Origin of the sequence: Pseudodesulfovibrio piezophilus C1TLV30 (genome assembly GCF_000341895.1) — a bacterium.
Lineage (GTDB): Bacteria > Desulfobacterota > Desulfovibrionia > Desulfovibrionales > Desulfovibrionaceae > Pseudodesulfovibrio > Pseudodesulfovibrio piezophilus.
Genome location: NC_020409.1, coordinates 207,837 through 221,728 on the forward strand (window position 1 = coordinate 207,837; position 13,892 = coordinate 221,728).

A 13,892-nucleotide genomic window follows, 5' to 3' on the forward strand; every position below is an offset into this window, starting at 1 on the left:
TCCTTGCCAAGGAGGCGGAGGATGTGCAAATATTTATTGTGCTTCCAAGGTAGTTCATCCAGCACGTCCTTATCCGTTCTCATGAGGAATTCGTCGATGAAAACATCCCTAGATTGTGTTCCCTGTTTTTTCAGGATGGCTTTGCAAGAAGCCCGTCTCGCTCGTCCAAATGAGAACGCTCTACACCAAGATATTATCATGACTTGGAGTAAAATGTTACCTGAATTGGATTTGAGCGTCCCTCCCCCCGTTATCGCGAGCCATTTGTCTGCCCTGATTAAAAAGAAAACAGGCTGTGGTGATTTATACAAAGACGATAAATTTAAAGCGAACCAGCGCGTACTTGCATTATTACCTTCTTTGAAAAAAAAGATTGATGCTGAGAGAGATGCGCCGAATGGTGATCCTTTGGGTTTGGCTCTTGAGTTAGCTATTGTCGGAAATTATATCGACCGTGGCATAGACCTTGATGTTGACTGGGAAGCCGAATTGAATTCTCTGGCTGGTGGCATTAATCCTCAAATTTTTTTCGAGTTCAGACAGAAGGCCGTTGCCGGAGGCCAGGTTCTTATACTTGGTGACAATACCGGTGAAATCGTTCTGGACATGTTGCTGGTGGAAGAGTTGCAGAGCATGGGGTGTCATGTGACATATGCAGTCCGTTCTCAGCCGGTTATAAACGATGCGACTCTTGAGGATGCTCAATTTGTCGGCATGACGCGACTTTGTGATGTTGTCGAGAGTGGGGTCGATACCCCTGGAACTGTTGTTGACCGGTGCCTTCCGGATTTCTTACAACGGATGCAAGATGCGGATCTCATATTAGCCAAAGGTCAGGGGAATTTTGAATCACTGGAGGGGGTCTGGCCTGGGATCTATTGTGCTTTCAAGGTAAAATGCCAACGGGTCGCTGACGACTCGGGACTTCCTTTCGGGCGATCAGCCTTTTGTCTTACCAGTGTGGAGGGAGTGGGACACCGAGATGGTCCAGGCGGTGTGGATTAGTGAAAATATTCAAGCGATTTGCTGTCCTTCTTGCCGAGATTTTTGCTTTCGGAGTTATGGCGATTGCAGCTCTTTTATTATGGGCATCGTACTATGTTGATACTGATGAATTTCGATCTCAGTTTATCGCTTCTGTTGAGCAGTATATTGGTCAACCTATATCTCTCCATGGTGAATTGAATATAGCCCTATACCCAACTCTTTCTCTAGAAATTCTTGGTTTGGCTCTTGATGGACCTCCTGAAATGGGTGAAGTTCCGCTTGTCGAGTTGGATACGGTTCATCTGAGCGTTCGACTTTTACCATTATTCGACAAGCGTATAGAGATAAGGACTATTGTCGTTGAGGGGATGAACGTCCATGTTGTCAAAAGGCGCAATGGCGAATTCAACTATCAGGCTCTCCTAGCGAAACAACGAAATCGTAGCTCTAATAACGTGTCAGTTGATGGGAAAGCATTTACTGTTTCTCTCAGTGGTTTGGAAGTCGTAGGAGCTCTGTTTGACTACTGGGACGTTCAAACGGATGACAGACTTGTTCTGAGTGAAATGGCTCTCAGAACCGGTACAATCAAAAAGGGTGTTCCTGTTCCTTTTACTGCAAAGAGTGCTCTTATTTGGGAAGCGGGAGACCTGAAATCACATGTTACTTTGCAAGGTTTTCTTCATCTTGGAGAAGCCGAGGAGCATTTTCGACTCGATGGCGCCACTCTTACAGCTTCGTTTGAGGGTGGATTTCTTCCTCAAGGAGCACATCCTGGAGAGTTGACCGCGAATGTGAGTGTGGATTTTGATGAGTCAAAATTGAAGTTGGATAAACTGCATGTGCGGTTTCTCGGCTTAGAAGGAGAAGGGAATCTCGAGACTGATAATTGGACTCACGATCTGAGAGGATTCGGGCATTTTCGGATTTTACCATTTGCTTTCGACTCGACCCTTCAGCGTTATCTTCCTGAATATACACTTCCTTTGGGCAAAGAAAATCAACTCGCTGATTTCAGTACGGATTTTGAGGTGAATGAAGCTGGATTCATCATGGATGGTGCTGTGTTCACCTTGGCAGATCAAGTCATAAAGGGCGATTTGGGTATACACTCCTTTTCTCATCCTTGGTTTTCCTTCGACCTGGAAGCGAATACTATTGATTTCGATAGCTATATACCTCGAGATAGGGAGGGTGGCAGAGAGAGTGTTATATGGGAAAATATTCCAATAAAGGAGCTTTCTTCCTTGGCTGCAAAAGGCCAGTTTTCTTTGGAGCAGGGGACAATCGAGGGACACTCTCTCCGTGGTCTCAAATTAAAACTCGATACGACGCAAGCCGATTTATCTGCTGTTTTTAGTGCTTCATGTGATTCGTATGAATCTCTTGAAGCAAACTTCAAATTCCATATCAATCCGAAATTTGAGCAAAAAAGACTTATGGTTGGCGGTGAAGGGGACGTTGTCATCTCTTCAGACGAGAGAGGATTTCCATTTTTGGAGACCTCTTCGCTTAAAATAGGTGGGCAGGGAGCTCTCAAGGCTGCGTTCACTTTGGAGACTGCGGAGTATGGCCTTGCTGAACCAATTGTAAATGCTTTGCAACATCTTCAAGGCACTGTTGACTTTTTACAGAAGGCCGGGACCGGAGCTTTGATGCATAAAAGCAAGGTCCACCTCCTGCGGTATTCTGATATGAATGGAACTTTAAGTTTCAGACCAAAGGAAGCTCACAAAGAGGACTCTCTCCTGTTGGATACCCGTTTTTCATTTCGGGAATCAGGACAGACTCCTAAAACATTTCGACTTCAGGGAGGAGGGCCTGTTTCTCTTTCTCTGAAGGATTTTATTTTTCGAAGTAATAATCTTAAAATGTCTGGTGATACTTCCGGCATATTCCTATCCGATTCTCCAGATCAGGTTTCCTTCAAAGGGACAATGGCCTTTGATTCTAATAAGGGAATAAGTTCACTTCATAAAGTGACTCTCCAGGGGCTTGGAGCGACATTGTCTGGGGATATTAATTTTATTGATTCGAAGGCCGCCACCAAAACCCAAGGTCTGTTTCATCTTTCGGTAGGGGATTTTCGTAAGATTCTTTCCATTTTATTGGGACATCCAGTTCAGATTGCTGATGAAAAAATTTTAAAAAAGATGGTGTTGAAGGGGGATTTTGTCGTAGAAGACGAGAGATTTGCTCTTAATAACATTGAAGGTGAAGTTGACGATATTCCTCTCAGTGGCATGATCTCCGGAAAGGGGTACATAAGTCCTTCATTGTCTTTTTCACTTAAGGCTGGCGATTTTGACCTGGATAAGTACTTATCACTTTCAAGTGAGTCTCCCATTGAGGGAAAACTTGATGGGAGTGATCATGACTCTTCCCCGGTTGCTTTACCGCTGGGCTTTTTGCGTCAGCTGGATGGTCAGGGGGAAATATTTTTCGAAAGTTTTAAGTTGGCAGATGTTCTCGCTCAGAATTTGGAGGCACGTCTTCAGGCGCGAAATGGGGTGATCCATATTTCCGAGATATCGGGTCAACTTCATGGCGGTCTTGTGTCTGGAGATTGGACAGGGCGTGCTGGCAAGATCCTTGAGACTCATCTGAAATTACGGGTTGAAAAGATGCAAGTCGGACCTTTGCTGGAAGATATGGCGGGGCGGGATTATGTACGTGGAACAACTGCGCTGGATTTTGATTTGACGAGTTCAGGCAGGACAGACAGTGACATTGTTCTTAACCTGAATGGAAAGGCTTGGGGAGAAATACGGGAAGGCTCTTTCAAATTTACTGGGTATGATACTTCCACCAAACCGACTCAACCGGAGTCGTCCCGTTATGATAAACAACCGGCTGAAGCAAAGTTGCGAAGGACAATTTTTAAGAAAGCTTTTGCCTTCTTTTCAGTCCGAGATGGGGTCTTCACTATTGACGACTATAAGTTGGAAGCCCCCCCTCTGCTTGAATCCAAAGGGACAGGCCAATTCAGTCTGCCGGCTAATACCATCAATGTATCCATACAAAATGATTTTGTCGCGATTCCAAGTGTGACAATCAACATTGTCGGAAAACTTTCTGACCCTGAAGTTAAAGTGCCAACAGTGAAGAGCCTCAATGAAACCGTCTTGAATATTTTGACCTTACCTGAAAAATCCTTCAAATTTTTACGGGATTTATTTAAATAATAAGCCTCGACTTGCTTAATATCGTGCTTGGATTGTAAGCTTGTTGCGATGAGCACTCTTTTCTTATGGAGATAGATATGAATGTTCCCCAGATCGGACATGCGCCAAGGCGATTGAAACGGCATTTTTTGGAAGGTATATGGGTACGGAACGCAGCAGATACTCCCTACCTGACGCGTTTGTGGCGAGGGGGGTGCCGGCTACTTTATCTGATAGGATTTGGTTTTATCAAAGATCAATGTATTATCCGTGCGGCTGCTCTGACATTTACGACGATTCTATCCATTGTTCCTTTTCTTGCTGTAGCATTTTCCATTTCAAAAGGGTTTGGGCTACAAAATTCAGAGAAGATGCGGGAATGGGTTCTCTACCTGACAACCGGAAGGCCAGAAGTTGCAGATAAGATCATTGAATACATTGATAGGACTAATGTTCAGGCATTGGGGTGGGTTGGAGTTGCTACGCTGCTTTTTACAGTTCTTTCTCTTGTCGGGACTATTGAGAAGGCCTTTAATACCATCTGGCATGTGAACAAGGGAAGAAGCGCGTGGCGCAAGGTTACAGATTTTTTCCCTGTGATTGTCTTTGGACCTCTTATACTTTTTGTCGCATCAAGTTTTAACGTCAGTCTGCAACAGCAGGATATGGTTTCCACACTGCTGAGCGTTGAAACCATAGGCCTTCTTGAAGCGATTTTTCTGAAATTGACCCCATATATGCTCATTATCATCGCGTTCAGCATGATGTATGCCTTTATCCCCCACGTACGAGTCAAAATAAGTTCTGCAGTACTGGGGGGAGCTCTTGGTGGGATACTATGGCAGCTCGCACAATGGGGGTATATTTATTGGCAGATAGGAGCAGCCAAATATAATGCTATCTATGGCAGCTTTGCACAACTCCCTGTTCTGCTCATTTGGCTGTACATAAGCTGGATTATCGTTCTGCTTGGGGCTGAAGTAAGCTATGCATGGCAAAATATAAACACCTTCGTCAAGCAACGTTATTTTGGGCAGGCAACCCCTTTGGAACGGCAGAAAATTGCTGTTCTCATGATGGTTATTCTGGCAAAGCGTTTTTATCATGGTGAGCCTCTCCCATCTGTAGAGAGTCTTTCAGATGCTCTTATGGCCCCGAGTGATCTCATCTCGGATTTATTTACACTGCTTCAGCGGGCGGGCTATACTGTCTTGACGAGTGACAGGGGGCAGGAAGTCTACGCTCCGGCTCGTTCTTTGGATGGAGTTCGTGTGCTCGATGTGATCAAAGTCGTTAATATGGATGGTGATAATCGGATCTTCAAGGATTTCGCAGAGAAATTCGGTTTTCTGGATGCCTTGTTTTCCAGACTGGGAGAAGCGACTTTCAAAAGTGATGCAAATCTTACTTTGCTTGAATGCGCGGAGCAGTACCCTTCATATGTGCTTGAGTTGGCTTCGGTGAATGGCGATTCGCATGGAGCCTAGCTTGTATTGAAATTCAATGAATCGGGTCTGTGGACCGAAAGACTCCGCCTACCAGATAGTGGACGGTTTTCAGGAGTTCAAGGAGAAGATTCTGAGCGTCTTTTTGGTGTCTCCACCATGCTGTATCAAAGGCTCCCTCGTTTGTCGTGGTGATGGTTATTCGACATTTGGGGAGAGTCTTCTTATATACCATTTTTGCTCGTAGAGCATGAGATGGAGATGTCACGATTAAAAGGCTTACGGATTTTCCATCAAGATGTTTTTTGAGAGCTTCTGCTTCTTCTACCGTACTGATATGGCCATTCCCGAATATTTCCAGATGTGCTTTTTCCGCTCCCATCAATTCGAGAAGTTTTTTTAAAAATTCTGTGTCGGAATAGTTGGGATAGCCCATTTCCCATTCAATTTTTTGTAATTGGGAAGGCGGTTCCTTCCAGGCGTTACTGACAAGAATCGTCGGTGCAATTCCCTTTTTGTACAGTTCTATGGCTTTGATCATTCTTTGAGCGTCGCCTGCAAGGGGGAGGATGAAGTCTGTATTATTCACTTTTTCATCGACATGCATCCAATAGCCCGCAGAAGCCAGGAGGAGAAAGAGGGCTATACCAGTCACAAGAGTTAGCCCCCCAATCCATTGAAGAAGTTTGGCTCCTGTGTTCCTTGCAATTTCACTCCTATGCGTAGATTTCTTCATAGTGAGCTTTGAGTGTCGCGAACGTTCCTTCTTCGATAGATGCGCGTACTTGTTTCATAAGGTCGAGATAAAAATACAGATTGTGATAGGTATTCAGCCTGTATGAGAGCAATTCCTTGGCCTGATAGAGATGACGAAGGTAGGCCTTGGTGAAGTTTCGACAGGTGTAGCAGTTACAATTGGGGTCAAGGGGGGAGTCGTCTTCAGCGAACTGTGCCCGTTTGATATTGATTTTTCCCATGGATGTGAAAAGAGTGCCATTTCTGGCGTTACGGGATGGAAGAACGCAGTCAAACATGTCCACGCCTGCCGAAACTCCTTCAAGCAAATCCAAGGGGGTTCCAACACCCATGAGGTAGCGGGGTTTTGTCTCAGGCATCATTGGAGCAATGTGGTGAAGAATATCATACATCTCCTCGGTGGATTCTCCTACAGATAATCCACCAATAGCAAATCCCTCAAAGTCGATCTCCCGCAATTGAGCAAGGCTTTTTTCGCGAAGATCTTTGAAGAAACCACCTTGTACAATACCAAACATCAATTGGTCTCCACTGCCTTTCGGGTAGTGGTCCCGGCAGCGTTGTGCCCAACGTGTCGTCATTTCGAGGGATTTATTGGTGTACTTCTTATCTTCTCCGTACCCAACGCATTCATCCAGGACCATCATGATATCGGAGCCGAGATTCTTTTGGATATCGATCGCCTTTTCTGGTGAAAAGAAGTGCTTTGAGCCATCGATATATGATCTGAATTCCACACCTTCTTCCGACAGTTTTCGAATTTCCTGTAGACTGAAAACCTGAAATCCACCGCTGTCAGTTAATATGGGACGTTTCCAGTTCGAGAATTCGTGCAGACCTCCCCTGCGGGCAACCAAATCATCGCCTGGTCGCAAGTAGAGATGGTATGTGTTGCCGAGAATAATCTGGGCATCCATTTCTTCCAGATCGAGAGGCGTGAGGCTTTTGACCGTTCCCTGGGTTCCGACCGGCATGAATATGGGCGTTTGAATTTCACCGTGGGCGGTTGTCAGAGTTGCTCTTCTGGCGTTGCCATCCGTGGCATGAATAATGAAATTTCCGGGTTGGTTCATTTATTTGACTCCCTTTTTGGGGCAGATATCGTTGAGTTCACATTCATCGCATTTGGGTTTGCGAGCTGGGCATACCTGGCGTCCGTAGAAAACGAGAAAATGGTTGATTTCTCCCCATTGTTCCCTAGGGAAAAGAGGCATGAGATCTTTTTCAATCTGTATAGGATCAGTTTTCTGGGTGAGTCCCATCCGAAAGGCAAGGCGTTTAACATGTGTATCAACGGCAATTCCCTCATTGATTCCGAAGGCATTGGAGAGAACAATACTTGCCGTTTTACGAGCCACTCCGCCGAGGGTAATCAATTCCGCCATGGATTTCGGAACCTCTCCATTATATTCAGTCATGATTCGGTTCGCTGCAGCGCGTATATTTTTGGCTTTGTTTCTGAAGAAACCTGTAGAGCGAACCACGGCCTCGATTTCAGAGATATCAGCTTCCGCTGCATCTTGAATATCAGGCCATTTTTCAAAGAAAACCGGGGTTACCATATTAACCCGTTCATCTGTACATTGGGCCGAGAGTGCGGTCGCCACGAGAAGTTCCCATGGAGTAGACCAGGTCAGGGCTGGTTCCGGGGCGGGGTATCTTTGGGAAAGTCGTTTATATATTTCTGAGGCTCGTTCTTGTTTTCTCATGATCTCTCCGTTTATTCGGGTCACTGGTTAGCACCAGTCTGCCTTTGGCTCAAGGGTGAAATGGCGAGTTTTCTCATTGCGTCTCTGTCTGAAGCATGTATCATTCTGTAGCTGTTCATCAAGGGGGATAAATGTCGGAATCAGTTGTTTACATGACATGTTGTGATCAAGAGGAAGCAGAGCATATAGCTCAAGTCCTTGTTGAAAAACGCCTCGCGGCATGTGTCAATATGCTTGGTGGAATGAACTCCGTCTATTGGTGGGAAGGAAAGATTGAACATTCGAAAGAGGTTGTTCTTGTAGCCAAAACGCGTTCTGAATTAATTGAAGGTTTGACACATGTGGTTACAGAGCTTCATTCCTACGAAGTGCCGTGTATAGTTTCATGGCCCCTTGAAGGAGGGAATCCAGATTTTCTCAAATGGATACGGGATGAAACCAGCTAGGTACGGCTCCCTTTCGTTGACTCGGGTGCTCCAACCCTTTACTCTCGCGACCAATGAAAAGACTACAGCATGGAGGAACAATGCAGATTTATATTTCCGGGTCACTGGCATTTGATCGTATCATGAGCTTTCCCGATAAATTTTCGAACCACATTCTGCCAGATAAATTACATATAATAAATGTGAGTTTTCTTGTAGACGGATTGGATGAAAAGTTTGGTGGAACGGGTGGAAATATTGCTTACAACTTGGCTCTACTTGGGGAAAAACCAATACTGCTTAGTCAAGTGGGCAAAGATTTTGCCCTGTATGATAGCTGGTTGCAACAGCATGGTATAACCGTTGAAGGTATTCGGACTGTTGAACAGGAGTTTACAGCAAGCGCTTATATAACGACCGATCAATCCGACAATCAAATTACAGGCTTCAATCCAGGGGCCATGAAATATCCCAGTCAATATGATTTTTCCAAAATTGATGCCAGCGAAGCGCTTGGGATTATTTCTCCCGGTAACATGGGGGATATGGTGGATCATGCAAAATTTTACCGTGATAATGGGATTCCTTTTATTTTCGACCCTGGCCAGCAGATTCCCGCATTTAGCGGCGAGCAGCTTGCTGAGTGCTTTAAGGGGGCGGAAATACTCATTACCAATGACTATGAGCTTGAAATGGTTCTCAAGGCTACGGGCATGAGTAAGGACGAAGTTCTGGACAGTGTCGCTTATTTGATTACGACCTTGGGAGAAAAAGGAGCGACGGTGAATTGTCAGGGAGAGGAAACCTCTATCGCCTCTATTCCGGTGGATACTGTTGTTGATCCAACAGGAGCTGGTGATGCATTCCGTTCCGGTCTGCTCAAAGGGCTTGCCATGGATAAAACTGTTGCTGAAGCAGCAAAACTCGGTTCTGTCTGTGCGGCCTACGCAATTGAGTATAAGGGAACACAGGAGCATTCATTCACCATGGATGAATTTATCAAAAGGTACGAGGATAGTTTTGGTCCAATGATATAGTCATTTGTCCACCAACGAGGAGGGGCGTCATGATCGAATTGAGGATCGAATCCATTCAGGCTTATTTAAAGAAGGCATTTGGAGAAGACGCCCACCTGTTGGCTTCTGGGGATATTGGCCAGCTTGATGCTCAGGGCATGAAGGGGTTTGGCTACGGTAAGCCGGTATTGATCAAGTTTGAAGTAGATGGAGAGGTTCGCGAGGCCGTTTTATCCATCATGAAAGGTGATAGGTATGGGCATCAATTTTATTGGGATCGTGCAGCTATCCTTTTATTTCAATATGAAACTTCGGCACAGATGGAGCGGCATGTCAAACCTGTAGGAATAGGCTACGTGGATGTTTCGGATGCTATGGTCCCGATTCAGGCTCCAAAAGAGTTTTTTATTTTGAATGAGAAACTTGCTGGGTATGACTATTTTAAGGATCTCGATCGTATCCAGTCGGGATATTTCAGGGCAGATGATCTTGCTATGGCACAGAGCTTTGCTCAATGGATCGGGCGAGTACATGGTGAGAAAAAAAATGATCCGCCTCTTTATTGTCGGCGTGTGCGAAATCTGATCGGTGCGAGTGAGTGCATCTTGGGATTGATTGATGAAGCCTTTCCGCATCCCATGAACGGCTTTTCTGATGATCGTTTCAAAAGACTCGAAAAGCGGTTGGTTGATTGGCGCTGGAAGCTGAAGAAGTATACTCATAGGCTGAGTGCTGTCCATGGTGACTTTCATCCATGGAATGTACTGGTAACGGATGCCGGAGAATTTTCGGTTCTGGATAGAAGCCGTGGGCAATGGGGAGAGCCGGGTGATGACCTTGCGACCATGTCCATCAATTATCTTTTGTGGAGTTTGCGTAAATATGGACGGCTTGAGGGAGCTTTCGAGCAATTATACCAAACATATCTTGGTGAATACCTCAATCAAACAGGTGACGTGGAAGTGTTTGAGGTTATAGCTCCTTTCTTTGTCTTTCGTGGCCTTGTTGTTGCTTCACCCGAATGGTACCCGGATCATCCGACCTCAGTTCGATCCAGTCTTTTTCACTTTATGGAAAATGTGCTGGAAGATACAGTCTTCGATTGGGAAAATATTAACAAATATCTGGAGTAGCCGTGAGTCACCGCGGAGCGGCAATATGGATTGTTGGTTTGCCTGGCTGTGGCAAATCTTCAATTGCGCAGGGCATCGTGCGTTTTCTTGCTAAGCAGGAATATGATGTGGTTCTTTTGGCAATGGATGATCGGCGTAAAGAGTATTTTCCAAAGCCGGAATATACTGCTCAAGAACGGGATGAAGCATATGCTCTTTTTATTGGAGAAGCTGTCGATTTAGTCAGCAAGGGGGTGTTCGTCGTCATGGATGCCTCTGCATATAAAGTTGAAATGAGAACCCTGGCTCGTCGATCCATCTTGTTGTTTGCAGAGATTTTCATTCATTGCGAACTTGAAATTGCTATCAAAAGAGAGTCGCTGCGAGCTGAAGGTAAGATTATGGCCGGGTTGTATGAAAAGGCACTTGAGCGAAAGCGAACAGGGAGACATTTCGCAGGGCTCGGCGACGTCATTGGTGTCGATGTTGAATTCGAAAAAAATCCGGATGCCGAGTTTATATTGGATAATTCTTATTTGACTGAAGAAGAAGCTTTGGGAAAAGTCCTGCACTTTCTGGACATGTGGTTGAAGAGAGCTTAGTTCGCTTCAGACGAGTGGATTCTCTATTCTGTAAACATTGAGCTGCCTGAGATTCCGGGTAGGAATATATACAAATGAAATTTCAGATAATTACCTTTGGATGTCAGATGAATGTCCATGATTCCGAATGGTTGTCACGTGCCCTTGAAAGCAGGGGGTGGGAAGTTGCAAATGAAGACGAAGCACAAGTCTTCATTCTTAATACCTGTTCGGTACGAGATAAGCCGGAGCAGAAGGTCTATAGTGAGCTTGGGCGTGTTGCCGCGCATCTGAATCGTGATGAAAGTGTCTTTGCCGCAGTTGGGGGGTGTGTCGCACAACAGATAGGGCGGGGCTTTTTCGAACGCTTTCCTTTCGTCAAGTTGGTTTTCGGTTCTGATGGAATAGCGAATGCTCCGAATGCGTTGGAACGGATTGCCGAAGGAAGCGATGAACAGATTGCTCTTTTGGATTTCGTTTCAATTTATGAGGAACGCGAGAATCCGGAAGAGCGGACAGTGACCTTGCCCGAGAATAGGCAGGCCTTTGTCAACATCATGCAAGGTTGCGACAATTTCTGTTCGTATTGCATTGTTCCCTACACTCGTGGTCGACAGAAATCACGTCGCCCTGAAGCTGTTGTTGAAGAATGTCGGGCCCTGGTTGCAACCGGGGTACGGGAGATTACGTTGCTGGGGCAGAACGTCAACAGTTTTGGGCAGGACAAGGGAGGGGCCGGTGTGAGCTTTGCCCAATTGCTGCATCAAGTTGCTGAGCTTCCGGGATTGGATAGGCTTCGTTTCACGACATCTCATCCGAAAGACATCGCACCTGAGGTTATTACGGCTTTTGGCTCATTGGAGAACCTTTGTCCTTCTTTACATTTGCCCCTTCAAGCAGGTTCTGATGCTGTTCTCAAGAATATGCGCCGCAAGTATACCCGTGAGCGTTATCTCTCGATTGTCGAGGGCCTGAAACAGGCGCGTCCTGATATAGCCTTGACAACAGACCTTATTGTGGGGTTCCCGGGAGAATCGGAAAAAGATTTTGAGCAGACTCTGGAACTAGTCGAATCCGTTGGGTTTGAGTCGAGTTTCTCTTTTAAGTACTCCGATAGGCCAGGTGTTGCGGCTGTCAATATGGAGCCTAAAGTAGACCCGAAAGAGGCTTCCGAGAGGTTGATGCGCTTGCAGACTCTGCAGAATAGTATTACTAGAAAATGTCTAAAAAATTTGGAATCTCATGAAACCACCGCTTTTATCGAAGGTTTGAGTCGTAAACAGATCGGCGATGGGATATGGTGGAAAGGGCGAGACCCGGCCGGAAGGATTATCAATGTTCGTATTGATCAGGAAAATGGTCTGATTGGAGCGATGGTACCGGTTCGTATCACAGAGGCGAAGAAGCATTCTCTCATAGGAGAAAGGATTGGTCCTCCATGGTAAAGGTAGAGATCTTCGGATTGGCTTTGGATGAGCATAGCAAGTCTCCCATTCTTGTCCTGAAGGATGAAAGCGGGAGGGCTTTGCCTATTTGGATTGGAGCAATGGAAGCGATGGCCATTTCCACGGCTATCAATGAAGTTCCCTTTCCCAGGCCGATGACTCATGATCTTTTGGTGAATACCATTTCAAGTCTGGGAGGTTCTGTGACCAGAGTTGAAGTGACTGATATTGAAAATGGGACTTTTTTTGCCGAGTTGGTTGTGGCCATGCCGGATGAAACTCGGCGAATCGATAGCAGACCCTCGGATGCCATTGCCGTGGCAGTGCGGGCTGAGTGTCCGATTTTTGTCGGTGAAGCTGTTCTTGAGGAAGCTGGAGCCTTTATGCATCAGGAGAGTGTCGAGGTTATCAAAACCGAGAACTCGGAAAAGTGGATGGAAGAGCTTGAGAAGTTGTCTGAAGACGATACAAAATACAAGATGTAGGCTGACATGATCGATTTGCATACACACACAGTGTTCAGTGACGGGGAGTTGATTCCGGCAGAGCTTGTCCGTCGGGCTGAGGTTATTGGATACAAAGGGCTTTGCATGACCGATCATGCGGATGAGTCGACTCTGTATTTTACAGTGGAAAATGTTTTGCGATTCGTCAAGAAGCATGGACATTTTTACGATATTAATATTCTTGCCGGAGTTGAATTGACCCATGTCCACCCGGCCTTGATAGCCGAGATGGTCGGGAAAGCACGAGAAGCCGGGGCTCAGGTTGTCGTCATGCATGGTGAAACGCCTGTGGAACCAGTCGCAGTTGGGACCAACCTTGCCGCAATTGAAGCGGGAGTCGATATACTGGCTCACCCCGGCCTGATTACAGATGAAGAGGTTTTGTTGGCTGCGGAAAAAGGTGTTGCTCTTGAGATAACAACACGAGGCGGCCATAGCTATACAAACGGACATGTTGCCGCTTTGGCGCGTAAATATGGTGCCAAACTGGTAGTCAATAACGATGCGCATGCTCCACGAGATTTGGTTGGTCCTGATCTGCGTAAGACAATCGCCTATGGCGCGGGGCTTACGGCGGAAGAATATTTACAGACTGAAAGGAATGCCTGGGAAATCGTGCAGCGGTGCATGAAGTAGTTCCGGGCGAGATGGTTCTTCGGATTAAAAGGTCAATGTCGTGCCTGTGAAGTGCGGCTTTTATTATAAGAAGATCGGCTTAGACAAGCCGCAAACAGTGAATGGGTGAA

At 45.9% G+C, this 13,892-nt stretch carries 13 protein-coding genes; 10 read left to right on the forward strand and 3 right to left on the reverse strand.

Going from position 1 to position 13,892, the window contains the following annotated elements; all coding sequences use genetic code 11:
* Nucleotides 1–96: 96 nt before the first annotated feature.
* The 3 genes from BN4_RS01080 to BN4_RS01090 all read left to right on the forward strand — a co-directional run bounded on the left by BN4_RS01080 (nt 97) and on the right by BN4_RS01090 (nt 5,638).
* Nucleotides 97–1,005, forward strand: coding sequence for a damage-control phosphatase ARMT1 family protein (locus BN4_RS01080; protein WP_015413500.1), 909 nt, complete (start codon nt 97–99; stop codon nt 1,003–1,005).
* Nucleotides 1,005–4,172, forward strand: a complete 3,168-nt coding sequence (locus BN4_RS01085; RefSeq protein WP_015413501.1) for an AsmA family protein — start codon at nt 1,005–1,007, stop codon at nt 4,170–4,172. Before BN4_RS01080 ends, BN4_RS01085 begins: the two co-directional genes overlap by 1 nt.
* Before the next feature lie 77 nt (nt 4,173–4,249).
* The gene (locus BN4_RS01090) at nt 4,250–5,638 is read left to right on the forward strand and encodes a YihY/virulence factor BrkB family protein (protein WP_015413502.1); all 1,389 of its coding nucleotides are present in this window, start codon (nt 4,250–4,252) and stop codon (nt 5,636–5,638) included.
* Nucleotides 5,639–5,651: 13 nt separating this feature from the next.
* On the opposite strand, the gene BN4_RS01095 is transcribed toward BN4_RS01090, so the two are convergent.
* From BN4_RS01095 to nth, 3 genes are all read right to left on the reverse strand, one after another.
* Nucleotides 5,652–6,251, reverse strand: coding sequence for a YdcF family protein (locus BN4_RS01095; protein WP_231856561.1), 600 nt, complete (start codon nt 6,249–6,251; stop codon nt 5,652–5,654).
* Nucleotides 6,252–6,312: 61 nt separating this feature from the next.
* Nucleotides 6,313–7,425, reverse strand: coding sequence for a tRNA guanosine(34) transglycosylase Tgt (tgt, locus tag BN4_RS01100; RefSeq protein WP_015413504.1), 1,113 nt, complete (start codon nt 7,423–7,425; stop codon nt 6,313–6,315).
* Nucleotides 7,426–8,061 (reverse strand): endonuclease III, encoded by a 636-nt coding sequence (nth, locus tag BN4_RS01105; protein ID WP_015413505.1) that lies wholly within the window; start codon nt 8,059–8,061, stop codon nt 7,426–7,428. It lies immediately after the preceding gene.
* Nucleotides 8,062–8,192: 131 nt separating this feature from the next.
* Between nth and cutA the strand changes: the two genes are divergently transcribed.
* From cutA to BN4_RS01140, 7 genes are all read left to right on the forward strand, one after another.
* Nucleotides 8,193–8,507 (forward strand): divalent-cation tolerance protein CutA, encoded by a 315-nt coding sequence (gene cutA, locus BN4_RS01110; RefSeq protein ID WP_015413506.1) that lies wholly within the window; start codon nt 8,193–8,195, stop codon nt 8,505–8,507.
* Nucleotides 8,508–8,587: 80 nt separating this feature from the next.
* Nucleotides 8,588–9,523 (forward strand): carbohydrate kinase family protein, encoded by a 936-nt coding sequence (locus BN4_RS01115; protein WP_015413507.1) that lies wholly within the window; start codon nt 8,588–8,590, stop codon nt 9,521–9,523.
* Nucleotides 9,524–9,552: 29 nt separating this feature from the next.
* Entirely contained in the window at nt 9,553–10,635 is a 1,083-nt protein-coding gene (locus BN4_RS01120; RefSeq protein WP_015413508.1) for a phosphotransferase, read from the forward strand.
* Between the two features lie 2 nt (nt 10,636–10,637).
* Complete coding sequence (locus BN4_RS01125) at nt 10,638–11,216, forward strand: adenylyl-sulfate kinase (protein WP_015413509.1); 579 nt, start codon at nt 10,638–10,640, stop codon at nt 11,214–11,216.
* A 74-nt stretch (nt 11,217–11,290) separates the two neighbouring features.
* Nucleotides 11,291–12,640, forward strand: a complete 1,350-nt coding sequence (miaB, locus tag BN4_RS01130; protein WP_015413510.1) for a tRNA (N6-isopentenyl adenosine(37)-C2)-methylthiotransferase MiaB — start codon at nt 11,291–11,293, stop codon at nt 12,638–12,640.
* On the forward strand, nt 12,634–13,125 hold the full coding sequence (locus BN4_RS01135; protein WP_015413511.1) for a bifunctional nuclease family protein: 492 nt from the start codon (nt 12,634–12,636) through the stop codon (nt 13,123–13,125). Before miaB ends, BN4_RS01135 begins: the two co-directional genes overlap by 7 nt.
* Before the next feature lie 6 nt (nt 13,126–13,131).
* Complete coding sequence (locus tag BN4_RS01140) at nt 13,132–13,782, forward strand: histidinol phosphate phosphatase domain-containing protein (protein ID WP_015413512.1); 651 nt, start codon at nt 13,132–13,134, stop codon at nt 13,780–13,782.
* Nucleotides 13,783–13,892: the final 110 nt, after the last annotated feature.